At 63.7% G+C, this 24,335-nt stretch carries 15 protein-coding genes and 1 pseudogene; 6 read left to right on the forward strand and 10 right to left on the reverse strand.

All coding sequences use genetic code 11. From position 1 onward, the window contains the following. Nucleotides 1-139 precede the first annotated feature (139 nt). Nucleotides 140-1,284, forward strand: a protein-coding gene (locus OG587_RS06380) for an IS3 family transposase (protein ID WP_329083762.1) whose coding sequence is annotated in 2 segments (ribosomal slippage) — nucleotides 140-353 and nucleotides 353-1,284 — 1,146 coding nt in all. Because the reading frame shifts where the segments join, the coding sequence is not laid out codon by codon here. Nucleotides 1,285-1,302: 18 nt separating this feature from the next. Here the strand turns inward: OG587_RS06380 and OG587_RS06385 are convergent. Next, nucleotides 1,303-2,088 (reverse strand): annotated as a pseudogene (locus tag OG587_RS06385) (IS5 family transposase); the annotation flags it as partial. Nucleotides 2,089-2,259: 171 nt separating this feature from the next. Here OG587_RS06385 and OG587_RS06390 point away from each other — a divergent pair. Continuing rightward, nucleotides 2,260-3,732 carry an ATP-dependent nuclease gene (locus OG587_RS06390; protein ID WP_329087756.1) on the forward strand — a complete coding sequence of 491 codons (1,473 nt, stop codon included), beginning with the start codon at nucleotides 2,260-2,262 and terminating at the stop codon, nucleotides 3,730-3,732. A 182-nt stretch (nucleotides 3,733-3,914) separates the two neighbouring features. Next, a complete protein-coding gene (locus OG587_RS06395) occupies nucleotides 3,915-4,745 on the forward strand; it encodes a hypothetical protein (protein ID WP_329087757.1) in 831 nt (276 codons plus the stop codon). Between the two features lie 206 nt (nucleotides 4,746-4,951). Here the strand turns inward: OG587_RS06395 and OG587_RS06400 are convergent. The 4 genes from OG587_RS06400 to OG587_RS06415 all read right to left on the reverse strand — a co-directional run bounded on the left by OG587_RS06400 (nucleotide 4,952) and on the right by OG587_RS06415 (nucleotide 11,645). Beyond that, nucleotides 4,952-6,116 (reverse strand): IS3 family transposase gene (locus OG587_RS06400; RefSeq protein ID WP_329087759.1). Its coding sequence is split into 2 segments (ribosomal slippage): nucleotides 4,952-5,995 and nucleotides 5,997-6,116, totalling 1,164 coding nucleotides; the frame shifts between segments, so codons are not numbered across the junction. Nucleotides 6,117-6,340: 224 nt separating this feature from the next. Further along, complete coding sequence (locus OG587_RS06405) at nucleotides 6,341-9,709, reverse strand: NACHT domain-containing protein (protein WP_329087761.1); 3,369 nt, start codon at nucleotides 9,707-9,709, stop codon at nucleotides 6,341-6,343. A gap of 501 nt (nucleotides 9,710-10,210) precedes the next feature. Then, entirely contained in the window at nucleotides 10,211-10,894 is a 684-nt protein-coding gene (locus OG587_RS06410; RefSeq protein WP_329087763.1) for a DUF2637 domain-containing protein, read from the reverse strand. A 499-nt stretch (nucleotides 10,895-11,393) separates the two neighbouring features. Beyond that, nucleotides 11,394-11,645 carry a phosphopantetheine-binding protein gene (locus OG587_RS06415; protein ID WP_329093763.1) on the reverse strand — a complete coding sequence of 84 codons (252 nt, stop codon included), beginning with the start codon at nucleotides 11,643-11,645 and terminating at the stop codon, nucleotides 11,394-11,396. 481 nt (nucleotides 11,646-12,126) lie between these two features. Between OG587_RS06415 and OG587_RS06420 the strand changes: the two genes are divergently transcribed. Then, on the forward strand, nucleotides 12,127-14,679 hold the full coding sequence (locus OG587_RS06420; RefSeq protein WP_329087765.1) for a tetratricopeptide repeat protein: 2,553 nt from the start codon (nucleotides 12,127-12,129) through the stop codon (nucleotides 14,677-14,679). Nucleotides 14,680-14,683: 4 nt separating this feature from the next. On the opposite strand, the gene OG587_RS06425 is transcribed toward OG587_RS06420, so the two are convergent. Both OG587_RS06425 and OG587_RS06430 read right to left on the reverse strand, forming a co-directional pair. Continuing rightward, a complete protein-coding gene (locus tag OG587_RS06425; protein ID WP_329087767.1) occupies nucleotides 14,684-15,997 on the reverse strand; it encodes a phosphoribosylaminoimidazolesuccinocarboxamide synthase in 1,314 nt (437 codons plus the stop codon). Then, nucleotides 15,981-16,250 (reverse strand): hypothetical protein, encoded by a 270-nt coding sequence (locus OG587_RS06430; protein WP_329087768.1) that lies wholly within the window; start codon nucleotides 16,248-16,250, stop codon nucleotides 15,981-15,983. Before OG587_RS06430 ends, OG587_RS06425 begins: the two co-directional genes overlap by 17 nt. Before the next feature lie 903 nt (nucleotides 16,251-17,153). Between OG587_RS06430 and OG587_RS06435 the strand changes: the two genes are divergently transcribed. Beyond that, entirely contained in the window at nucleotides 17,154-18,242 is a 1,089-nt protein-coding gene (locus OG587_RS06435; RefSeq protein ID WP_329093764.1) for a DUF1152 domain-containing protein, read from the forward strand. 48 nt (nucleotides 18,243-18,290) lie between these two features. Here OG587_RS06435 and OG587_RS06440 read toward each other — a convergent pair whose 3' ends face one another. The 3 genes from OG587_RS06440 to OG587_RS06450 form a co-directional block, all read right to left on the reverse strand. Then, on the reverse strand, nucleotides 18,291-18,689 hold the full coding sequence (locus OG587_RS06440; protein ID WP_329087769.1) for a hypothetical protein: 399 nt from the start codon (nucleotides 18,687-18,689) through the stop codon (nucleotides 18,291-18,293). A gap of 64 nt (nucleotides 18,690-18,753) precedes the next feature. Continuing rightward, on the reverse strand, nucleotides 18,754-19,635 hold the full coding sequence (locus tag OG587_RS06445; protein ID WP_329087771.1) for a sugar phosphate isomerase/epimerase family protein: 882 nt from the start codon (nucleotides 19,633-19,635) through the stop codon (nucleotides 18,754-18,756). 499 nt (nucleotides 19,636-20,134) lie between these two features. Continuing rightward, the gene (locus OG587_RS06450; RefSeq protein ID WP_329087773.1) at nucleotides 20,135-20,380 is read right to left on the reverse strand and encodes a hypothetical protein; all 246 of its coding nucleotides are present in this window, start codon (nucleotides 20,378-20,380) and stop codon (nucleotides 20,135-20,137) included. A gap of 1,031 nt (nucleotides 20,381-21,411) precedes the next feature. Here OG587_RS06450 and OG587_RS06455 point away from each other — a divergent pair. After that, nucleotides 21,412-24,270 (forward strand): carbohydrate-binding protein, encoded by a 2,859-nt coding sequence (locus OG587_RS06455; RefSeq protein ID WP_329087775.1) that lies wholly within the window; start codon nucleotides 21,412-21,414, stop codon nucleotides 24,268-24,270. Nucleotides 24,271-24,335: the final 65 nt, after the last annotated feature.

A 24,335-nucleotide genomic window follows, 5' to 3' on the forward strand; every position in this document is an offset into this window, starting at 1 on the left:
GGGTGATGTCTTCCAGGGTGTGCCACAGCTCGCCTGGAGTTGGCCCGGTTTGGTGGACACCTGACCTCTGGGGAACCCTGGTTCCCGAAAGAAGGAGTTCACTGTGCCGAACAACTATCCGCCGGAGTTTCGCCGGCAGATGGTGGAGCTGGTGCGCGCGGGACGGTCGCCGGAGGAACTCGCCAAGGAGTTCGAGCCCTCCGCGCAGTCGATCCGTACCTGGGTGCGCCAGGTCGACCTCGATGATGGCCGCCGCCAAGACGGCCTGACCAGCGCTGAGAAGGACGAGCTGGTCCGGCTGCGCCGTGAGAACAAGATCCTCCGCGAGGAGAAGGAGATCTTGCGTAAGGCCGCGGTTTTCTTCGCGCGGGAGACGGATCGGCCGAGATGAAGTACCGGCTGATCGATGCGGAGAAAGACCACCACGATGTCTCCCTGCTGGCCCGGGTGCTGGGTGTGTCGCGCCAGGGCTACTACGCCTGGGCCAAGCGCGGCCCGTCCACTCGCGCCTGTCGTGATGCCGAGCTGACTGAGAAGATCCACCGGCACCATACGGCCTCTGATGAGGTGTATGGGGCGCCGCGCATCCACGCCGACCTGCGTGAGATCGACGGGGAGAAGGTGGGCCGCAAGCGAGTGGCCCGGCTGATGCGTGCGGCCGGGCTGGCCGGTGTCTCCCGGCGTAAGGGCTGCCGCACGACGATCGCGGATCGGCGGGCTGCAGCCGCGTCGGACCTGGTGAAGCGGAAGTTCGAAGCGGACGAGCCGAACCGGATCTGGACGGCCGACATCACGTATGTGCCGACCTGGCAGGGTTTCGTTTATCTCGCTGTGGTCTTGGACGTGTTCTCCAGGCGGATCGTCGGCTGGGCGATGGCCGACCATATGCGGACTGAGCTGGTGACCGACGCGCTGGCGATGGCGATCCATCAGCGCCGCCCCAGCGCCGGGGTGATCCATCACAGCGACAAGGGCAGCCAGTACACCTCGATCGCCTTCGGCCAGCGATGCGAGCAGGCAGGAGTTCGCCCCTCGACGGGTAGGACCGGGACGTGCTTCGACAATGCGATCACGGAGAGTTTCTTCGCCTCGCTGGAGTGTGAGCTGATCGACCGGCGGACCTTCCGTACCAGGTCAGAAGCCGAACGGGCCGTGTTCGCCTACATCGAGGGCTTCTACAACCCACGCCGCCGCCACTCCGCGAACGGCCAGCTCAGCCCCACCGAGTACGAACGCCGACACGCCCTTAAGAGCATTCAAGAAGACGGCTATGCTGCCGCGTAGCCGAAAGCCCTGACGTGTCTACTGAACCGGGGCAACTCCAGTTCCGCGCCAGTTTGGGGTGTTTTCGCCGGTGAGGCGGCGGGTCATGGTGTCGATCATGGCGAGATGGATCATGGCTTCGGAGCTGGTGGGCAGGGCCTCGTAGTCGCGAGCCAGGCGGCGATGCTGCATGAGCCAGCCAAAGGTGCGCTCGACGACCCATCGGCGAGGCAGGACGGTGAACCCGCAGGTGGCGGGGTCTCGAGGCACGACCTGGGCGTCGATGCCGAGAGCGGCGGCATGGTCGATGAAGTGTGCGCGATGGTAGCCGCCATCGACCCAGGCCTTGCTGACGGTGGGATGGCCGGTGGCGAGCTGGTCAAGCAGAGAGATGCCGGCGGCTGAGTCCTGCACGCCGGCGGCGGTGACCAAGACGGCGAGCAGCAGACCGAGCGTGTCGACCGCGATGCTGCGTTTGCGGCCGACGATCTTCTTGGCCGCGTCCGTCCCCTGGCCGGCGGCGGGGACGTTGGCGGAGGTCTTGACACTTTGGGCGTCGATCACGCACGCCGACGCTTCGAGGTTGCGGCCTTCGGCCTGGCGCACCAGACGGCGCAGCAGCCCGTTCAGCTCGGTGAACACCTCTTCGTCGCGCCAGGCGGCGAAGTACCAGTACACCGTGGCCCAGGGCGGGTAGTCACGCGGCAGGTAGCGCCAAGCGATGCCGGTGCGGTCCACATACACGATCGCGTTCATGATGGTGCGCAGATCGTGCTCGGCAGGCCGTCCGAAGCCTGGCGGCGGGCGCGCCAGGCGATCAGGACGGGTTCACGACAGGGCATGTCGGCCTTCGCGGTCTCCACCACCAGATCAAGCCGCAAATGTAAGCAAACGCTGACAGTGCCGCATGCATGGGCAGGAGCCCCAGATTCTGCACCTTGACGACTTCTCGACCGATAGGCTTGTCGATCTTCCACCGCACAAGCCGAGGACATCATGGGCGACGCCAGTCCACCGCCGACCCAATCAGCTCTCACCCACGAATGGAACACACAAGGGAACACGGACCGAGGCTGGCCCCTGTTCCTCGTATCTGTTCAGATCGAAGGCCTGAGAGGTTGGGCTGGAGAGAGCATCGACCTCCGGTATCCGGTCGTCGCCATCGCCGGCGAGAACGGCGCGGGCAAGAGCACGGTCCTCAAGGCTGCGGCCGCAGCGTATGGCGCGCAGCAGAGGTGGGCGGCGTTCAACCCGGACGACTTCTTCCCCAAGACCCCGTGGGACACCGTGCAGGGCGTAACTCTCAAATATGTGGTCATCCAGGGGAAGAAGATCTCCACACCGACGCTGCGAAAGCGCACGCACCGCTGGCGAGGCATGCCCGAACGACCGGTGCGGAATGTCCTGTTCTTAGACATCAGCCGAACACAGCCGATCAACACGGTCATCGGCTACGGCAAGCTAGTCGCCAAGGGGCTGGGGTTATCTGGCAAGCTGATCCAGGCCGAAGAGGGCGCCCGCATGATGCTTTCTCGGATCATGGGTCGGTCATACACGTCTAGCGGCATGGTTACATACGAGAACAAGCAGGTCGGCGTCGTCTCCACGTCCAACGCCGACTACTCCAACTTCCATATGGGCGCCGGCGAGGACGCAATCGTCGATCTCGTCGAACAGCTCTGGGCCGCCCCCAACAACTCCTTGATCGTTATTGACGAGGTTGAGGCGTCGCTTCACCCGCGGTCTCAGCGACGCCTGATGCGAGAACTCTTCGCTGTCGCAAACAAGAAGAGAATCCAGTTCATCTTGTCGACCCACTCGGCGATTGTCCTCGAACAGTTGCCAACCGAGGCCCGGGTCTTCATCCAGCGCCCCCGGACAGGTCCCCACAATGTCATGTACGGCGTGACTCCCGAGTTCGCCATGTCCCTCATGGACGACGTTCAGCACCCCGAGCTGGTCCTCTACTGCGAGGACCCCGAGGCGGTGGTCGTGATCGACGCGCTCATCAGAAAGGAAATGCCCGAGATCTTGCGACGGATCCGCCTGCTTCCAGTAGGCGCCGCATCCACAGTTGCCCTCTTAGGCTCGCTGGCCAAGAAGGACCAACTCGCTCAACGGTCTCTTGCGGCCGTGGACGGGGATCAGAAGCCAAGCGCCGGATGTCTGGCCATCCCTGGCGGATGTCCTCCGGAGAAGGTGGTGTTCGGCGGGGACGACGGCGACGCGTGGACGGAGGTCGCCCAACGGCTGGGGGTACGCCCGGCTGATCTTCTAGACGCCGTTGATGACGCTCGCCAACTCGAAAACCACCACCCCTGGCCAGGCCGGATCGCTGAACGGCTGGGACCTCACGTGCGGAAGAGCCGAGTTTGGGAAGACGCAGCGGCTGTCTGGGCGGACAGGCTTGTTGATCCGCAGGAGCGAGCCGACTTCGTGAATGCGATTGCGGGCGCCCTACAGGCATAGAGGAAAGATTGGCCCGGCAAGAGGTCAGGAACGCGTCACATGTCAGGCCTCTTCTGGAGCCGCCATGCGATGAATCAGGCCACCCGGACCGGCCATCTCCAGGCTGGGCGCATGGCTACCTGTCGTGACCGTCCAATAAAACTACTGTGACGACTGAAACCTTCGTCACAGATAATGACCTCATGGGAAAGAAGCTGCGCCCGGAAGAAGAGTGGGCTCTCGCATGCCTCAAGGCTGCCCTGCCGGAGCTCACTGTCTGTCCTTGGGATGACGGTTCGAAGCCTGGAATGCATGACATCAACCTCTACTCCCCGGACAAGGTTCTGCAGGGTGCCGTCGAGGTCACTGCAGCGGCCGATGGCGATGCCATCAAACTGTGGAAACTCGTGAACGGCGAGGAGCGCTGCGTCTACCCCGGACTTGCCGGAGGGTGGGTTCTCCGACTTAGGCCGTCCACGCGTGCGAAAGATCTCCTCCGGAACCTCCGCGCTCTACTCGCCGACTGGGAGCATCGCGGGGTTCAGGAATTCTCGGCATCATGGAACGACCAAGATCCGACGTTCGTACAAGCATCTCGTCTGGGCATCGTGACCGCTCGCCAGGGAGCTACGGACTTCGCCGGAAGTGTGTACTTCATCATCGAGTTGCCGCAGGACAGGACGGGTGGAGTCGTCGCCCCTAACGGCGACGCCTTGGCCCAATGGGTGGGCGACTGGCTCCACGGGACAGACCGGAAGGATGTACGCCAGAAGCTCGCCGCATCTGGCGCGCCGCGCGGCCATGCTTTCGTTCTGTTTCCCGGCTTCACCACCGCCCCTTTCGCGGTTTCGGATCTGCTCATGCGGGACTCGGCACCGCTTCCGACGATCACACCCAACCTCCCTGCGGAGGTGACAGACGTGTGGGCCATGAGCACGTTGAATACCGGCGACGGATTCCGGTGGTCACCCGATGGCGGCTGGGCAAAGTTTCCGAAGCTCGCGAAACCTTATGAGTCGACCTCTGCCGCCTGACTGATTCATCCCACGACAGCCGGAACCAATATGCCCAGGCGAGCAGAAGGTGGTGTCGGGCCGACATGAGGCTTCACCTCGTATGGTGAGCAGCCAGTCCACGGCTCCAAACCCAGCCAGGTCTTCCAGACCTGCGTCCGCGAACTGCTCGCCCTGGCCCATTGAGGGGCTACGGAGATTCCGGACAGCCGTCTTGTGGGCGTAGCCTATGCAGCTGGTTGGGATGAAAGGGACTCGTTGAGCACTTCGAGGGGCGGCCGGTAGCCGAGCGCGGAGTGCAGGCGCCGCAGGTTGTAGAACCCTTCGATATAGCGGATGACCTGCTGTTTCGCTTTGGCGCGGGTGGTGAACACGAAGCGATGGAGCCATTCGTTCTTGATCGCGGCGAAGAATGACTCGGCCATCGCGTTGTCGTAGCAGACACCGGTGCGGCCGACCGAGCGGCGGATGCCCAGGCCGGTCAGGAAGCGGCCGAACTCATCCGAGGTGTAGTTCGAGCCGCGGTCGGAGTGGAAGACGGTGCCGGGCTCGATCAGGCCTGTGCCGGCCGCCATCCGGACCGCGTCCTTGATCAGCTCGGTGCGGTAATGGTCGGCCATCGCCCAGCCGATGACCGCCTTGCTGTGGCAGTCGATGACGGTGGCCAGATAGAGGAAGCCTTTCCATGAGGTGATGTCGCCGACCAGCTTGGTGCCCGGCCGCGTCGCGGTGAAGTCGCGGCCGAGCAGGTCGGGGATGCCGCGAAAGTCGCCCTGCACGGTGGTGATGGGTCGAAACGCCCGCACCTGGGCCGGGATCAGGCCCTGCTCGCGCATTAACGCGCGGACCAGTTCGGCCGAGCAGTGCTCGCCCCGGCGCAGTAGGGCGGCGTGGACCCGCCGGTAGCCATAGGTTTCGTGCGAGTCGGCGAAGACCTCGGCGGCCAGCCGGGTGAGCAACGCGCGGCGTTGCGCGGTGGCCGAGGCCGGCCGTTCGCGCCATTCGTAGTAGCCCGAGCGGGACACGTTCAGCCAGGTGCACATCCGGGCGATGGCGTGGCAAGCCTTCTCCGCATCGATCAGCTCGTACTTGGCGAGCGTCATCGACTCTCGGCCGCGAAGAAGGCGGCCGCTTTTTTTCAGGAACGCCAGCTTCTCGCGCAGCTCGGCGTTCTCTCGCTCCAACTCCCGGATCCGGGCCCGCTCCGGCCCGGAGACCGGCTGCTCGTCTGGGCTGTGCACGACCCGATGCCGAGTCACCCAGCTGCCCAAGGGTGCCGGCGTTGATGCCGAACTCCCGGGCCACCGCCGCGACCGTGCGATCGCCCTCCAGCACCATGCGGACGGTTTCTTCCTTGAACTCGGGCGAGAACTGCCTGCGATGCCTCGTCACGTACCTACCTCTTCCAGACTTCTGTCAGCTTATGTAGCCGACTGTCCGGAATCCGCTAGGCACCTCAGTTCGTAACGGCGGCGAGGTAGGCCAAGCGCAGCAGCACGAGAGATCATCTTGCCATTTCGAACAGCTCGCACGACCCCCTCGAATTGAAGCGCATCATCGCCCGACGAGCCTGCGACCTGCACGGATGAATTTTCGGCGCCCGCAGGGCCACCTGCTTATCGATACTGCACTTCTTGATCAACCTTGAGCCACTTCTCTGTTCGGGCGACACCCGCTAGCGGTTTACGATCTTGAATATCGGCTGCGGCTACCCGTTGCGGCCCGCGCGCTGCGGGCGGGCCGCTGTCACTGGCGACGAGCATCTCAGAGAGCAACCCACTGGTAACTTTGACGGCCCCAACTCGTCGTGCCGTACGCAGCCCGGCTTCTCGTGCCGTACGCAGGTCGGCGTTATCAAGGCGAAGAGCCGCAATATTGACGGCACGCTGCCACCTGGCAGGCAGCGATTCCAGGAGCAGATCGTGCTCGTCCAGAAGCGCGTAGATGATGTCACTTTCTGCGATAGCCCAGAGGGCAAAGACCCACTCAGCTCGGGAATGATCGTCGTCGCATACTTCGAGCCGGTCACGCCACCAGGCGATGTCCCCCGCGTGCTTCCTCGTTTGTGCGATCAGCGCCGCCGGGTGGCCAGCAGCTCCCAGCGCCTGTGCCCCTAGTAGTACTACGTACCCTGAATTGAGCGGCATGGCCGCACCGATTACGGCGATCTCTGTTACGAGCCAGCAACGGCCAACCTCGTTGTACAAGGCGGTGGCGACATTGCACCAAGGGAAAGTGCTGCCCTTCTCGCCCCGCTGGAATCGTCGAAGACGTGCAACGTCCGCGATCGCAGATCCTGATCTGCGGAGTTGCTGGATCGCCTGAGCGCGACGATCCGGGGAGGAGGCTGCCGGCATGGGGATCGTGGTCTCTGCGCCGAATGAGTAGAATTCGGCCCCGCCGACGGCAACTGCCATGCTGGCCAGCTCAGAGCGGACCGAGGTTGTCTCCGAACACTGTCCATCAAGCACGGCGCGACGGAGTTGCTCCTCAAGGCCGCTGCCCTTCTTGGGCAGGCCCCCGGTGTTGAGGATCAGCTGGGCCCGCTCACCGTCCTGGGCGGAAAGGCCGGGGATGTCGATGACGTCGCCTGCGATGACCTCGCAGGCCGCTCCGAGCTTTAGCCAAGCGATCTCACTCTCGGTGCCGATGGCCTGTGTGAGCTGCTCCCCCCACCAGCGGGCGAACCTACGCTGAAGCCCGAGCAGATCGCGAACGACGCGCATCCGCGTGTAGTTTTCCGGATGTTCGGGGGCCAGGGCGATGGCCTGAGTGAGGCGCCCCCATGCCATGCCAGCGTGCGACTCCTCCGGCAATGCCGTGATCGCTCGGCCGTCCAGCGCCTCCAACAGGAGCTTGCTGCCGACGTCATCGGTCAGCGCGTCGACGATCGCGGCTGCCTCCATCGGCCGACTGTTGAACACACCGTCGGTGATGAGGCTCCACGATGCCACGCGGACGTGCTTCGATTGATTGGCCGCCAGTTCTTGAGTGATCCCTGCGCGCAGTGCGTAGATGTCGGCTCCTGTGGCATTGCCGCTGTAAAAGCGGGCCGTGTTGTGCCAATAGGGCCGCCGCAGCAGCTCGCGGAAGACGACTGTGCGGTCGAAGCGGTGGTCGCCCTCGCCGGCGTACCGATACAGATACTGCGCTGCGAAGTACTCCCGCAGTGACTGCACCTCGAACTCGTAGGTCTCCTGTTCCTTACCTGTCAACGCCCACAGCCGGTCGCTCGCGGCTTTGAAGAGCTCGTCGACAATGTTCTCGGGCTTGCCGTAGGTCCGCTGGAAGTGCTTCATAGCGGCCGTAACCTCATCGCGGCGCATGCGCCCGCTGTGGCCGTTCTCCTCCGCCCTGGACTGGACGTACCAGCCGAGGAACGGGACGATCTCCATCAGTTCCGCCCGATACTTCCGGACCGTTTCGGGGTGCTTGTTCGCCTCCCGAGCCAAGAGCAGATTCATGTACGCGTCGTACAGTTCCGTGCGTTGGCTCGGGGTCGCGTCCCCATATTGGCGCAGCAGATAGAGCAGGATGGTGAGCTGCATCGGGTTGCCGGCGAGTTCACCGATGTAGGGCTCACGGGTCTTTTCGTTGAAGTTGCGGCGCAGCGTACGGTTGTCGTTACCTCGGACATTGTGGACGTCGCACCACTTGCGAAGGAACCGGTCGCGAAGGGCGTGATCCAAAGGGCTGAGTGAGATGATCTCGAACACATCCGCGTCCGGCTCCGCAAGGCCGGCGGAGTTAGGGCGCGAGGTGACGATCACTCTGGGACCGACGGCGTAGGACCTGCCCCGGGTGCAGAACAGGTCGATCTCCTTCACAACGCGGCGCCGCTCAGCCGTACTGCCGACCTCATCCAGGCCATCGAGAACGATCAGACTTGGCATCCGGCCCAGTAGGTCCTGAACGTCTAAGGCTGTTACTGGGAGACCTCCCGACAAATACGACATCAGGGCAGCCAGGAAGCACTCGATGGTCGCCTCGTGAGCCTGCCGCCTCTTTCCCTTCTTGACGTTGGTGGCTTCGGACTTGTCGAAGACGTCGAAGCCTTGCGTCCAGGCCGCGTAGTCAGCGAGATCGACTCGGAGTGGAAATCTCGGCTCGCTGATCGCTGGCAGATCGGATATGGAGGGTTGTTGCGGCATGAATGCGGCCCGGAACGCCTGGCAGACGATCTGGCCCAGAGTGGATTTGCCCTGGCCGGGTGCGCCTCGTACAAGAGTGAACGGGTAGGGCGACTGGCTGGTGATGTAGGAGGCGGCACCCTCCAGCGGATGCGCGTCAGCGACCAACTGCGGCGCTCGGCGAGGCCTTTGGATCATCTCCGCCGGCACATCGACGAACAGGTCGGCCAGGCGCTCCCTGTCCAGATCCACCTGGCTGAACTTTACGCGCTCGTCCTCGTCCCACTGCGCGGCGGCAACCTTGCGAAGAAGAAGTCGCAGGGTCGAATTTTTTGTCGCTGCTGTCTCTTCGCTGAGGAGGTAGCGGATGAGATCCCATCCCGCCAACATTTCGGCGTAGGCCCATTTGAGCTCGTTCGGTGCCGCATCAACCATCGGATCGATTGCTTCGCGCCACATGGCGCTCATCTCAATGCCGAAGTTCTTTGAGTGCTCGGCCAGCTTCGCGTTGAGCTTGTCGAACGTTCCCGTTCTAGGCTTTGCGGTACTAGCGACACTCGTGACGATGATGTACTTTTTGGTGCCCTCTGCCGCGAGCCGCTTGATGTTCTCGGCTTCCTCGGTGATTGTCGCGTCTAGCCAGGTGACAGGGTTGTTTTCGGTACCTTTCCGAGACCACTTCACCTGATAGATCAGCCGTTTCTCAGGTGCGATGCCATCACGGCCCCCATCCGCTTGCCGCAGAGGCAGCGGAACGAAATCCGAGAAGCGCCCAGTCAGCAGCGCACCGATGAGCTGTTGGAAGTCATGATCCCCCAAGCGCTCGTAGAGATACTTATGGCGACTGTCAGGCAAAGGTCCTCCTAGCCGATGTTGTCACGATGATCTCACCTGCCGTTCAGTCTGCGGCACGAAGTGCCGTGTGCGACGTGGGGGCCCTCATGTTCGGCTTGGTGGGCGAAGAACGCTGGCCCCGTCTTGGCGTTGATTCCATCGGAATCGACGAGGAACTCGTCCGCGGCCATCCGATCAGAAGCACGGTGCGTCACACCGGCCTACGTTTCGGTCGCGGTGGTGCTGGCCGCAGCGACGTTCGCCCCGGTCATCGCAGAGGCTGAGGTGCGGCAGCCACTCAGGTCTCGCTAGCTCCACTTGGCGGAGTCCCTCAGTCGCAAGCGAAGTTCGGCTGCACGCGCCCATGCTCCGCGGAACCCAAACTGATCTTGGCGTCAATCCTGAGCCGCGATAAATGATTTATCGCGGCCCAGAACCTTGCGTTTCAGAATGGGAGACCGCCTGATGATCGAACTGGGCGATTGGAGGACGACCCGACCACCCCGTTACCGATGTCCTTTACTACGCGCCACAGGCCTCGCTCGTGCCGGTCGACCGGAGGCCTCCCGGCGGCGGCACGACACTCTCTGAATCGGCCACCTCGACGATGGCGTGGGCCCGCTCCTTCTCCACCTCGGCGATGATCTCCTCGGCCTCACGCTGTTCCAGTCCCCACCGGCTCATCAGCGGGCGTCGGCCGACCCGCTGATTGCCCTCACTGAGGCTCTCGATGTAGGTGAGCCGCGCCGCCTCGTACCGGTCGGTGGGCAGCAGCGGCACCACGCGTTCCACCTCAACGAGAGTCTCAACGGGCTGGCACACGTGGTCCTTGGCCAGCGTCTCGGTGGGCGGTTGCCGGGTGTTCCGGACGATCCACATGAGCAGTTCGTACGCGCCCGCGAAGGCCAGCGGTGCCAGAGCGCTGACCAGGCGCGATCCGAGTCCGCCGGGCCAGCCGTGCGCCACGTTCGCCGCCAGTGTCACCGCCCCGCCCAATGCGAGCGCCACCCATGCCAGCACCGGCACACGTAGCCGACGACGCGAGCAGTAGACCATCACCAGCGACGCCATGACGATCACGCCGTCAGACATCGCCGGATACAGGATGGCCATGTCGTGCCGCTCACCCAGAGCGATCGCCAGACCGTAGAAGTGGTGGTACGAGACGTAAGCGGCCGCTCCGGCGACCGCCAGCAGGACAGCCACCGCAAAGCCGAGAATGATCCGGTCCCCAGCCCGATCCCGCTGAGTACGCTCGACCCAAGCCCCTTCGACCGGAACCACCTCCCCGGCAATTTCCGGTGTCGAGGGGCGGCGCACGGCCTGGCTTCTGGGTTGATCAGGTTGCTGGGATGCAGGAAGGGGTTCGGTGCTGCGATCACCGAGCTCCTGCCCCCTTACCACCGCTGCCCTGAGCGCAGTTGAGATCGTCTGCTGAGGATCCTGAACTGGCGGTTGCCGGGCTTCCCCGGCATGGGCGTGTGCCGCGAGGTAGGACCCGATCTCGTTGAGGTGGGTGGGGGCACCGCCCCCTCTCCGCGCGCCTATTCCGGGCATGAGAGGTCCAGCCACGGAGCGTCGGTGCTGCTCAGGAGATGGGCGAACGGTTCAAGTCCCCCCTCGGACACGTAAGTTGGATACATCCGGATGATTCCGGGCATGGTTAACGGTCACCTGAGATCAACTGATCTCAGGTGATTTTGTTTTACGGCGCTCCTTCTTCCACTTCTGTGGTGGCCTGCCCTGCCCGGCGGTCCGCGACGACCGGCGCCGCTCCGATGACGTCGGCGTGCCCGTTCCCGCCCGAGACGGACACCAGCCCGGCGATGTAGGCGGAGACCGCGGCGACGGTCGGTCGCCGCCACAGCAGGGTCGTCGGCAGCGAGCATCGGAACCGTCGCTCCAGTCGCCGCCGGACGATCACCGTCAGCACCGAGTCCAGCCCCTGCTCGACCAGCGGCCGATACTGCGCAGGTAGATGTCTGGTGTACGCATCCGTCCTCCTTCAACGCGGCATGCTGCGGCGCGGGATGGGGTGGAACGAATAACCCTCTACTGGGGAAAACCAAATCTGCTGGAAGAGCAGCCGGGTTGCCGAATCACAGGCCGGGCTCTCGGGCGACGCGCCGACATCGGCGGGACCCGCGAGCACCGGGCCACCTCGGCCCGCGACGTCCTGTGCGCGAACATCTCAGCCGCGCGCAACCGCACCGCCTCACGCCACGCTCTCACGCCATGCTCGATTTTTGGCGGTCAATTTACCGCCTTCCGGATACCTCATAACTCTGGCACGGCGAACGCGTGATCATAAATAACCGTCGATGATCTAACTTCCGGACTTCAATCTCAGTGGTACGTCCGGGACGGAAATGTCGGCCCGCGAAACCCATTGTGGTCACCACCTGACTTGCTTTCCGGCATACTGATACGCTCTTACGGTGAGTCGGGATGAGAAGCGACTGGATGCCGCTCACAGCGGCCCAGGTTCGAGTGTGGATGCCAGCGGCAGCCAGGGCGTACTCATCGGCGACAACGCTCTTCAGGTGAACTACTTCGCGCACTCCCCCGCCGGGCCAAAATGGCCGATAGTGGTGGGAAATCCTCCCAGTGTCGCAACCGCGTACCAGGAACGATCTGCCCTGATGGCAGAACTCAAATCAGCCCTGAATTCCAACCGGACAGCGATTGTCACACAGGTCATGTCCGGCGACGGAGGCGTTGGCAAGACGCAGCTCGCAGCCTCGGTTTTCCACAATGCCTTCACCGCGAAGATGGCAGATCTTTCGATTTGGATCACGGCCACGTCCCGCCAGGCCGTGGTGTCGCAATACGCGGAGGCTCTTTCCCGATTGCAGCTGACCGCACCGGTCAATGATCCCGAGCTGTCAGCTCGAGCATTGCTGACATGGTTGCGTGAGACCGAACACCCCTGGCTGGTCGTGCTCGACGATCTTTCAGATCCGGGCGACCTCAACGGACTGTGGCCGGTCGGCCCGAACGGGCGCACGCTGGTCACGACGCGGCGGCGCGACGCCGTCCTCTCCGAATCGAACAGGATCTGTATCGACGTCGGCGTGTTCGAGCCCGAGGAGTCCGGTCGATATCTCAATATGCGGTTGCCCCGCGCGCACGCACCTGCCGAGGACTTGGCCGAGCGGGAGGCGCTGGCATCTGATCTAGGGCACCTGCCGTTGGCGCTGGCTCAGGCAAGCGCAGTCATCCTGGATGGCGGGTGGGCCTGCGGTGAGTACCGCAGGCGATTCCGCGATCGGACGCATACGCTTGTGGATCTGTTCCCGAACGCGGTGGAGGATTACCGGCAAAGGACGGTTGCGGCCACCTGGTCTCTGGCAACCGAGTCTGCCAATCGACTTGTTCCGGCAGGAGTATCGGCACACCTACTCAATCTGACGGCTTTTCTGAGCCCGAACGGAATCCCTGAGAAAATCCTCACGGCTGCTCGCGCCCAGGACTACGTTCGTGAAGAGTTTCAAGCGGAAAGTGCGCCTCCCCTCTCGGCCGAGAACCTCCGCACAGCCATTCGGAATTTGCACCGTTTGAGCATAGTGACTCACGATACCGCAGAAAAGTTCCGCCCCGTGAGAATACACGCTCTGGCTCAGCGCGCGACCCGTGAGTGTCTGAGCGGGGAGGCGAGGCTGAACGCTACCCGTGCGGCAGCTCGCGCACTTCTCTCTGTCTGGCCCAGCGTGGAGCGCGACGCCGACCTGTCGGAAATATTGCGGCAAAATGCGCGGGCGTTGGAGTACACCGCTGGAAACGACCTGTGGCTCGACGAAAGTTACCTGGCCTTGTTTCGGTCGGGCGAGTCGCTCGGTGAAATGGGGCTGGTGCGAGAGGCGCTGAGCTATTGGCAGAAAATCCACCAAACCGCCAATTCACTACTCGGGCCGGAGCACTCTTCCACCTTGCTGGCCCGCGAAAATATCGCACTGTGGCGAGGACGGTCCGGGAACGCGTCAGGTGCGACCGCCGCTCTCTCGGAATTACTCGCCGATCGCAGACGAATTCTTGGCCCCGACCACCCGGACACGTTGTCGACCCGTAATACGCTCGCCTACTGGACCGGTCGTACGGGCAATGCGCACGGTGCGGTCGAAGCCCTGACCGCACTGCTACCAGCCCTGCTGCGTGTTCTGGGTCGCGACAATCCCATGACCCTCGCGACCAGGAGTAATCTGGCCTACTGGAGGGGACGCGCCGGCGACCCCAGCGGTGCCAGGCTGGCATTTGCTCAAATCGTGGCAGACCGGGAGCGAGTCCTAGGATCTGATCATATCGACACGCTTTCGGCGCGCCATAGTGCCGCATATTGGCAAGGCCCTGCCGGTGACCCACAAGGCGCAAGAGACGCACTGCGTCACGTTCTCGATGACCGCATGCGGGTCCTCGGTCCGCATCATCCGGACACCCTGACCACTCGCCATGAGCTCGCCCGGTGGGTGGGCCGGTCGGGCGAACCGGCCGCGGCGGCGGCCGCCTTCGATGAGCTGCTGACGGATCGACTGCGAATACTTGGGCCGGATCACCCTGACACCTTGGCTGCTCGCGGAAACCTCGGCCTGTGGACGGGTGAGGCCGGCGACCCCCACACGGCCATGACTACTTTTGAGAAGTTGGTGGCCGACCGTATCCGGGTGCAGGGCCCCGATCACCCTGAGACCCTGACATCCCGGCATCACCTGGCATGCTGGCGCGGCAAAGCCGGTAACGCGCCGGCTGCCGTCCAAGGACTGGACATGCTCCTACCGGCTCGGCTGCGAGTCCAAGGGCCCAATCACCCGGATACCCTTACGACACGCCACGAACTGGGCTGCTGGCAAGCACGACTTGGTGACATCGCTACGGGGATAGCGCAACTTGAGAGTGTTCTCGTGGACCGTCTTCGCGTCCTAGGCCCGGAACACCCGGACACCCATGTCACACACCGCGAGCTTGCCGCGCTGAGACAGCTCCTCGGCGACCGGTGAACCTCTAAAGTGTCGCCGCGTTTCGTTTGATGAACGAGTCCAGAGCGTTGCGTGCCCGGTAGAACTCAACCTCTTCACGTGCCAGCTCGGTGCCCAGGCCAGGCTCCGCCTGTCCTTGCACCGCATCCAGCACGTATCTGTATTTGCGTCCCTGCAGCGATGCGAAACCGGGGTCGAGCTCCGGTATAGGAGGGTAATTCCCTGCGGCAACACCGTCGTTGTACACCGTGATAAACCCTCCCGGTGTCGCTTGCCGGTTGGAAATCTCCTTGGCGTCGCCGAGCGCAGCATGCCAGTCCGGGTGAAGTATCCGGTAGTAATCCCGGACGGACTGCTTGTTGAAGTGTACGTGGCAGGCGGCTTCTCCCGTCTGCACCACCCCTGTGATACGCATCGAGTCCTGATCCATGGTGTCGACGACGACGACCTCGGAACCGTCAACGGCGATCTCCCACTTCAGGTCCCACAGGTGCAGACCGGCGCGCGAGAACATCTGCTCCACACGAACCGTGCAGAGTTTGACCAGATCGACCACGTCATTCAGTTCGGAGACACTGATTCCGCTGATGTGCAGGACCTCCTGAAGGTCCAGGTGCCGATCGTAATGCTCGAACTTGGTTGCCCAGTCGCAGGCGAGTGACGGAAGGGCAGTCCACGCTGCGACGTCTTCCCCCAGGCCGTAGTAGCTGGAAAACTCAGCGGCGGCCGACTCATCTCCCTTGTGCTTCAGATCTCTGTATTGATCCAAAAGCCAGGACCCGCCGGCCACTCCAAGACGGACAACGTGCTCCAGTGCCAATACCTTTGATCGGGCCGTCGCATATTCGTGGTAATCGAATATCGATGATCCGAGAAATTGTGTGGCGACAGGCCTGACAACAGGATACTCGCGGATGAGAACGAGATCTGAGGCCACACCGGCGCCAGATAAAACTTCGCCTGTTTCGGGATGCACGGCGCCCAGATGGTGGGTTTTCACACCCTCTTGCCGGAGCCGGTCCAAAGTTTGCGATTTGTAAACCCTCTCCACCATCTCAGGGAGGGCAAAGTATCTCGACAGATCATCCCTCGTGAGAGCGCGCCAGCCCACCGGGTCCGCGAGGTTCGTAAAAACGGCATGCCTCAGCGAGTTTCTGACGAGGCCGCTTTCCGGGATGGAGAAAAAGTTCCCTACGTCGAAGATGGAGCCGACGTCAAGCGCCCGGCACAAGAAGGCGTCTTCACCCTCGAACTTAATTGAGTACATCTGCTGAACACTGCCTTGAAGCGTGGGGGCCGTGTTCAAAATCGCCAGATCAACACTATTCACGACGTTCATCTCCGAGGCGCTCGATACCTTGGGGGGTGATTTTATAGAACTCTTCCGGATACGGACACCATCGGATGTATCCCAAACTAGCTAAGAATTTCAGCCTGTCCGAACAAGGATCTGCTCGACCAAGATTCAGAGGAATGTAGTAATCCACCTGATTGTAAATATCATTGAGTAATGCCAGCATCTCAACGTCAAGATGGACGGAGATGGATTCATCAGACCTTGACGAGCCGCTCCGGAAGTCGTTGTCGCCCACTTCTGCTCCAATGGTCCGGTCCGTGCTTAAAGCAGTTCCCCTTACATGCTACACGCCACACCGGGCGCGGATCCCCGGGAGATCTGAAAGTGTTCGCCAACCCATAGGCGTCACACCACCTGACCAGCGAATGGTGGATGCGCGGGGGATCTACGTGAGAGCCGGGGCTCCTGAGCGCCAGTCGACGGTATTGCAATTTCTACCGGCCATTCACATCTCAGGCGCTTCAGGCATGCGGTTTGTCCACGAGAGCCCTCCCACTCCGCTGACCCTCTTCTGATCCGGGCTCTTACCACCTCGTGCATGGTCAGCCGTGACCTCTGAGGTCTTGGCTCGATGGGCCGGACGTGATGAGAACACTCCGTGATCCGGTCGCGGCCACCCGGATCGCACTGCGATCCCCGGCTACCCTCCTCCGGGCCGCACCAGCGCCACCGGCCCAACCACGGTGGCGACCTCAACCACGGTGGCGACCGAGTCGCCTGCCGCCGCGACGGGTGGCGCAGTCGATGGGCCAGGTCTGCCGCGCGGCTCGACAACGCCGCCGCCGAGGCGTTCAACGGCACGGTGAAGGTCGAGTTCGTCCATCGGCACCGATTCCCCGTACGCGGACCTGGGCCCGCCTGCGGATCGCGACCTGGATCACGGACTCACAGCACGCGCAGGCGGCACGGTGCCAACGACGGGCCGCCGCCGGTCATATTCGGGCGTCAGATGACCGAGAAGAGGCAAGCGTCATCGGCCCTGGTGATGGCCACCGTGACATAGAACCGTCTCCACGATTTCAGGGGATTGACGGCACTCATACTCAGCCGGCGAAACAGCTCCACGATCATCTCTCAAACACGCGCTCAACTTACGCGTGATCTCGCGTTGTGCCATGATGACCCTGTGCGGACACTGATGGTCGCCGCCGGCGGTGGTGGAGACGTTTTAGGAGCATTGCTGCTGCGCGGTCTACTCATTCCCCAAGACCCCGTGCCACTCATAGCCACATATGCATGGGAACGACTCCGGTTGGACCCATCCCCCGGTCCACGTGGGCTCGATGGATTTGTCGGACTTGGTCAAATTGGCAGCTATAACGCAGAGGTCTTCCCCACATCGGATACGATCCCGCCCGGTCGATCGACTCTTCCACGATTGGCCGCCGAGGCGAGCGCCCGGCTTTTCGTACTTGATCCGCAGAGCGGAATAGTCGGGCTGACCCTTCAGCTGAAGAATCTGGTTGATTCGCTCCAGGTCGAGAAAATCGTTCTCGTAGATATCGGGGGCGATGTCGTCGCATCCGGATCCGAGCCCGGTCTGCTGAGTCCTCTGGCCGATGCCATGTCGTTGGCGGCTTGTGCCGATTTGGGCGTTGACGCAGAAGTCGTGGTCGCAGGGCCTGGTCTCGATGGAGAGTTGGACGGTTCGGTAGTCCTGGAGCTTCTGCAAAGAATGACGGCGGTCAAGCTCGGCGACGTACAGGATGGCGACGTTCGTCACGTCGAAAGCCTGCTCACCTGGCATCCGTCCGAGGCGACCGCCCTCCTGTCCGCTGCCGCTCTCGGAATCAGAGGAACCGTAGAAGTACGCAGAAAGGGGAACCTCGTAACTCTGACGGGGACCGGCTCGTCGGTGTGGAGGGCGGACGCGCAGGCCGTTATACGCCATAGTCTGCTGGTGCCGGCCATCCAGAGCACCCGCACACTGGCTGAAGTGGACGAGGCGGTTGCCCGAATCGCCTACTCAGAACTCGAATATGAGAGAAAGAAGGCGCAGTCCCTCAAGTCCGGCAGCGACTCGGCGACAGACGACCAACTCGTCCGCCTTATGCTCGACTATGCCGCGGACGCGTCCTCACGGAACATAGATTACATAACCATGAGGCGCCTGGCCGAGGCGATCGGCATGCCGAGCCTTGATGCGGTGCGGATCAAGTCAGTCCTGAGAGCAACCGGCGCGTTGCAGTTGCGAGGCCCCCTGCTCAACGTCAGGCGGCAGGCGTAGGAAAGGGCATACGCCTCTGGATTCACAATGCGACTCGTTCAAACGGTCTCAGGACTGTGAACGCGGGCCTGTACCGAACCTGTTCACCTGTGAAGCCCGTTCTCCTATCTGCACACCCTGCGAACCGCGAGCATCGACCACGTATTTGCCGATGTGGGCGCCCTGTGGATCCTTCAGTGCCAACACTTCTTGAGCGAGCTCGAGAATTTCGTCGTCATCGGCTATCCGAGCAGCTTCTATCTGCTGCTGCAGCGGCGCTCGCCAGACTTCTGGGGCCTTCTCGTGCTCGGCCAGGGTGACCTTGGCAGTTTCACTGTCACCAAGCCTACGGAGAACACCCTCCTTGAGCTTGAGGTAGGCGTCCTTCACCGCGACATTCGCCGCGTCGGTCAAGCCTGTGGCGGCACCAACCGCCAGGGCCTCGAGGATCAATAGAATCGGGTCCACGTTACAGCCCTCCCGGCATCGGCCATATTGCGTTTGTAATCAGGCCACGCCCAGTCGTCGATGATCAGGCCGGATCGGCGAGGCCCAATTGGTCCCAGATATGCCGCAGATCGCGTACGCCGTCCTCAACGGGGGTTCCGCGGGTCTCGAACGCGACCACCCCGGTCCATTCGGTTTCTCCCAACAGGGCCACAAACTCCCCTACCGGCACCGAGCCGCGTCCAAGGCCGAGGTGGGCGTCCGAGCGTCCGTCGTTGTCACTTACGCTTACGGCCTTGATTGACCGGCCGAAGTCACGAAAGATCTGCAAAGGATATTTTTGATTGACGTTGGCGTGGCCGACATCGAAGATGAGCCCGATTTCGGGTAGACGCTCTCTTAGTGCCACGTAGTCGGCGTAGCGCGTGAAGACGTAGGTGAAGGGACGGTAGCGGGGATAGTGCGAGAGGTTCTCGACCCAGATCTCCACACCTACCGATTCGGCGGTCTGACAGAGCTGTTCCATGAAGTCGATGAATCTCTGAAGCGCCGACCACCTCGCCGACTCTGTCGGCCTCGGGTCCACCAGGCTCCCGCCGTGGACAATCAGAGGTGCTCCCAGATCGCCGGCCAAATCGATCTCCCGACCCATATAGTCGAGAACTCCGGATCGAATTTCGGGTATCTCTGTCGCCAGCGGGGCGCGGAAGTTGCCATGAACGATAGGGCGGACGCCGAGGTTTTTTGCCATCGAAATCAGTGCGCGAGTCCTGACGGCCGTCCATTGGTGAGTATGGTCGGAGGGCAGGCTCAGATCGATGTACCAGTGAGAACAGCCTTCCTCGTGCGCTCGGATCACGCCTTCCTCGGCGACGAGGTACTCCTGTGATGCCAAACCCGTCGAAAACGGAAGTGATAAATGCATGCCGATCTCCGGATCTACCAAATCGGTCGTCCGAATTCCCATTTTGGTACGAATATGACTCGCGCCTGCGTCATGTCATGGGTGCCCTGCCAGGTTACCGCGTACCAGTAGTGGTGACTAGATATAGAATTTCGCCTCTTCAATAAGATCTCTTACCAGGAGGACGACTCTGCTTCACCGGCCGATCTCGGCTTGCGCTCACCGTCGGCGACTGTGAAAACCGCCAGGAAGAGCGCGCATTCAACCGGACGCTCTGAGCTGTTGTGTGACAGTACGGTTTTTGGCATCGCAGATTCGGTAATAACGGAGAGTTTTGACGCGTCACGCCGAGTTCCGCATGATGCCGACGAGCTGGGGAGTGTGACGTTCGCGGGGTTATCACCGCTGGTCATGGAGGGTGTGGCGGACGAACGCGAACCCTGGACAGGCACGTCGCCGCCGGTCTGGCGTGAAGGGCGACATTTCGATCATTAAAAACGGTGAATTTCCGTTACCGTAAAGCGTTATGGATGCGGTCGAGGCCGCCGACCTCATCACCCGCCTACAGTCGCGGACCACGGGCCGGATCCGCCGCGCCACCGGCCCCCCGGCGGGGCTCACCCGGGCTCAAGAGCGGCACTCCGCCGGTGGTGCCGGCCCGCGAGGCCACCGACACGCGCTCCAGCTTCCACATCGACCAGAACACCCCGACCACGGCGGTCGGCGCGGTGCCGCCGCGGGTGGACGACGCCGGCTCCGCGGTCGAGACCGCCGTCCGGGCGTGCGCGACGGCGACCCGCTTCTCCATGCCGCTTCACTGGAGTTTCGACCAACGACCCTGGACTTTCGCCCGATAACGACAAAAGTTCTACAGATTCGACCGTAACATCTAGACAGTCTGTACGTAACAATTTAAGATCGCACCAGAATGACAGAATGAGCCGCAAAGTTGGCAAAAGTTCAGGAGGTGCAGCGACTTGCGACCGCAGCACCGCACCTCCGTCCCCTGCACGGCGAGGGGTGGCTGTCCGAGACCAAGATCGGCAGCCGGCTCGAATCGCCACGCGTGCGCGCGACCGTCGAGCCGGATCCGGAGCGGCCGGGAGCGAACCATCTCACCCACGGGGTTTGGCATCGTACGGCGGCGGCCGGGGCAGGCTCGCGGACCGTACCGATCACCGGGCTTCCACAACCCCGGCTCATTCGCATTCGTACCACCGCACCTGATCACGCAGTGCCACCGCCCGCGTCCCGACACCGTGGTCGGCGATCGGCCGGTCCCCACCCCCCACACCCCCCCTCGAACGGCCTGGAGGTCGTCATGCGACTGCTGATCCGTACCACCGCGACCTGCTGACGGCGGGCGCGACGCCAGGTGGTGCCGCGCCGCCGGCGCAAGAGAGATAGCCGGGTCGGCAGGAGCGGACGCCGACCGCTCCGCCGACCCGGCCCCGCCCGTCACCCGCCGGCGGAGACCGGTGGGCGCTGACGGCACCAGCGCTCACTGATTACCGGCTTCCCCTGCCGGCGAGTGGGGCGACCCCCGTGTTCCAGCGCCGCGTCCACCCGTGACGACCGGCGACGGTCACCTTCGTGATGCTCCTCAACGCGCCCGCTCTCGGCCGCTTGACGGCTTTGTTCCGGCCCCGCAGCGCTCGAAGCGAGGAGGCTCACAACCCCTGACAGAGACATGTTGACTGTTTTACTCACAACGGTCACAGTTTGTCCGAACGACTTGTCCGAACGACATCGCTGACGGATCCCCCCCTCTCCGCGTCGTTGGCGTGATCGGCGCACGCCTGTATGGACTCGTACTACAGGAAGCGAGCAGCACCGATCATGTTACGAAAACTAGTCTCATGCGTCGCCGTACTGGCGGCCGCCTTCAGCCTGGCCCCTCCAGCACAGGCCACACCGAACACCGCACCGAACACCGTGGCCAAGGCCGCGTCGAAGACCGCGGCGCTCGCGGCGCCCGGCTACACCCAGGTGACGCTGGCCAAGGGCGCGGCGGAGACCGGCGAGCCGATGGGCCTGACCGTCCTGCCCAACCGGGGCGTGCTGCACACCTCGCGCGACGGCACGATCCGCTACACCGACGCGCTGGGCAACACCAAGGTGGCGGGCACCATCCCGGTGTACACGCACGACGAGGAGGGCCTGCAGAGCATCAAGGCCGACCCGAACTTCGCGTCGAACCGGTGGGTGTACGTCTTCTACGCACCGCCGCTGTCCACGCCTGGCGGTGACGCGCCGGCCTTCGGGACGGCGGCCCAGTTCGCCCCGTTCAACGGGGTGAACCGGCTGGCCCGGTACACGGTCAACGCGGACCACACCCTCAACGCGGCCTCTGCGGTCACCGTCCTCGACGTCCCCACCAGCCGCGGCATGTGCTGTCACGTCGGCGGCGACATCGACTTCGACGCGGCCGGCAACCTCTACCTCTCCACCGGTGACGACACGAACCCGTTCGACTCCAGCGGCTACACGCCGATCGACGAGCGGACCGACCGCAACCCGGCCTTCGACGCGCAGCGCACCTCCGGCAACAGCAACGACCTGCGCGGCAAGGTGCTGCGGATCAAGCCGAGCGCGGCGGGCGGCTACACCGTCCCGGCGGGCAACCTGTTCCCGGCCGGCACCGCGAACACCCGGCCCGAGATCTACGCGATGGGATTCCGCAACCCGTTCCGGATGAACGTGGACAAGGCCACCGGCACGGTCTACCTGGGTGACTACGGGCCGGACTCCGGCACCGCCAGCGCCACCCGGGGCCCGGCGGCATCGGTCGCGTTCGAGCGCATCACCCAGCCCGGCAACTACGGCTGGCCGTACTGCTCGCAGTTCAACGTGCCGTACGTCGACTTCACGTTCCCGTCCGGCCCCTCGGGCGCCGCGTTCAACTGCGCCGGCGGGCCGACGAACAACTCGCGCAACAACACCGGCATCACCCAGCTCCCGGCCTCGCGCGCGGCCTGGCTGCCGTACGGAGTCGGCCAGGACAGGTCGGAGCTGTGCTGCGGAAGCTGGTCGCCGATGGGCGCCCCGGTCTACAACTACGACGCCGCGCTCGCCTCGGACGTGAAGTTCCCGGCGTCGATGAGCGGCAAGGTGTTCATCAGCGAGTTCGGCCGCCGGTGGATCAAGACGGTCACCCTGAACGGCAGTGGCGGGGTGGGCACGATCGAGCCCTTCCCGGCCTGGACCGGCACCCAGGTGATGGACTCGGAGTTCGGGCCGGACGGCGCGCTGTACGTGCTCGACTACGGCACCGGCTGGTTCGGCGGCGACGCCAACTCGGCCGTGTACAGGATCGAGTACAACTCGGGCACCGGCCAGGCCCCGATCGCGGCGATCAACGCCACCCCGAGGGCCGGAAACGCGCCGCTCGCCGTGCAGTTCAGCTCGGCCGGGAGCACCGACCCGGACGGCGACCCGATCACGTACGCGTGGGACTTCACGACGAACGGCAGCACCGACTCGACCGCGGCCAACCCGACGTTCACCTACACGGCCAACGGCACGTACACCGCGACACTGACGGTGAGTGACAACACCGGTCGCAGTGCCACGGCGAGCACCACCATCAGCGTCGGGCAAGCGGCGGTCACCCTCAACCTGCCGCTCAACGGGCGGGTGTTCAACTTCGGCGACGCGATCCCGTTCCAGATCACCGTCACCGACCCGAACTCCCCGACCATCGACTGCAGCCGGGTGAAGATGAACTACATCCTCGGCCACGACAGCCACGGTCACCTGCTGACCACCGCGACCGGCTGCTCGGGCACCATCCAGACCCCGGTGGACGGTGAGCACGACCCCAACGCGAACATCTTCGGCGTCTTCGACGCGGAGTACACCCCGGCCGGCTCGACCACGGCCATCCACGCGCCGCAGGCCGTCCTGCAGCCGCGGACCCGCCAGGCCGAGCACTTCAGCGCCCAGCAGGGCGTGCAGGTCGTGCCCAAGCCGTCGGCCAACGGCGGCAACGCGATCGGGTACGTCGAGAACGGGGACTGGATCTCGTTCACGCCGTACAACCTGAGCGGGGTCACCTCGTTCACGGCCCGGGTCGCGTCGGCCGGAGCCGGTGGCACGCTCACCCTGCGGGCCGGCTCGGCGACCGGAACGGTGGTCGGCACGGCCACGGTCGCGCCGACCGGCGGCTGGGAGACCTGGGCCAACGTCACCGGCACCGTGACGCCGCCGGCGGGAACGACGAACCTGTTCCTCGTCTTCACCGGTGGCGCGGGCTCGCTGTTCGACATCGACTCCTTCACGTTCGCCAGCGGCGGCACACCGCCGACGTCGACGAACCTCGCGCTGAACAAGCCGGCGACGGCGTCCAGCGTGGAGGCGGCCATCTACCCGGCCTCGGCGGCGGTGGACGCGTCGGCGACGACCCGGTGGGCCAGCACGTTCTCCGACCCGCAGTGGATCCAGGTCGACCTGGGCGCCACCTACACGATCAACCGGGTGCGCCTGGTGTGGGAGGCGGCCTACGGGTCGGCGTACCAGATCCAGACCTCGCCCAACGGCACGACCTGGACCAGCGTCAGGTCGGTGACCGGCGGCAACGGCGGTGAGGACGACAACACCGGCCTGAGCAACTCCGCCCGGTACGTGCGCATCTACGGCACCACCCGGGGCACGGCGTGGGGCTACTCCCTGTTCAACTTCGAGGTCTACGGAAGCTGATCACCACGGCGGACCCGTTCCGCCCTGTCAGATAACGCCGCCGCGGGGCGTCCGAACGACGGACG

The sequence above is a fragment of the Streptosporangium sp. NBC_01469 genome, assembly GCF_036227305.1.
In the GTDB taxonomy this organism is placed as follows: Bacteria; Actinomycetota; Actinomycetes; order Streptosporangiales; family Streptosporangiaceae; genus Streptosporangium.

Coding starts and splice junctions, on each gene's coding strand:
- OG587_RS06390 (WP_329087756.1), top strand. CDS start 2,260: ATGGGCGACGCCAGTCCACCGCCGACCCAATCAGCTCTCACCCACGAA.
- OG587_RS06395 (WP_329087757.1), top strand. CDS start 3,915: ATGGGAAAGAAGCTGCGCCCGGAAGAAGAGTGGGCTCTCGCATGCCTC.
- OG587_RS06425 (WP_329087767.1), bottom strand. CDS start 15,997: ATGAACGTCGTGAATAGTGTTGATCTGGCGATTTTGAACACGGCCCCC.
- OG587_RS06435 (WP_329093764.1), top strand. CDS start 17,154: ATGGTCGCCGCCGGCGGTGGTGGAGACGTTTTAGGAGCATTGCTGCTG.
- OG587_RS06445 (WP_329087771.1), bottom strand. CDS start 19,635: ATGGGAATTCGGACGACCGATTTGGTAGATCCGGAGATCGGCATGCAT.
- OG587_RS06450 (WP_329087773.1), bottom strand. CDS start 20,380: ATGGAGAAGCGGGTCGCCGTCGCGCACGCCCGGACGGCGGTCTCGACC.
- OG587_RS06455 (WP_329087775.1), top strand. CDS start 21,412: ATGTTACGAAAACTAGTCTCATGCGTCGCCGTACTGGCGGCCGCCTTC.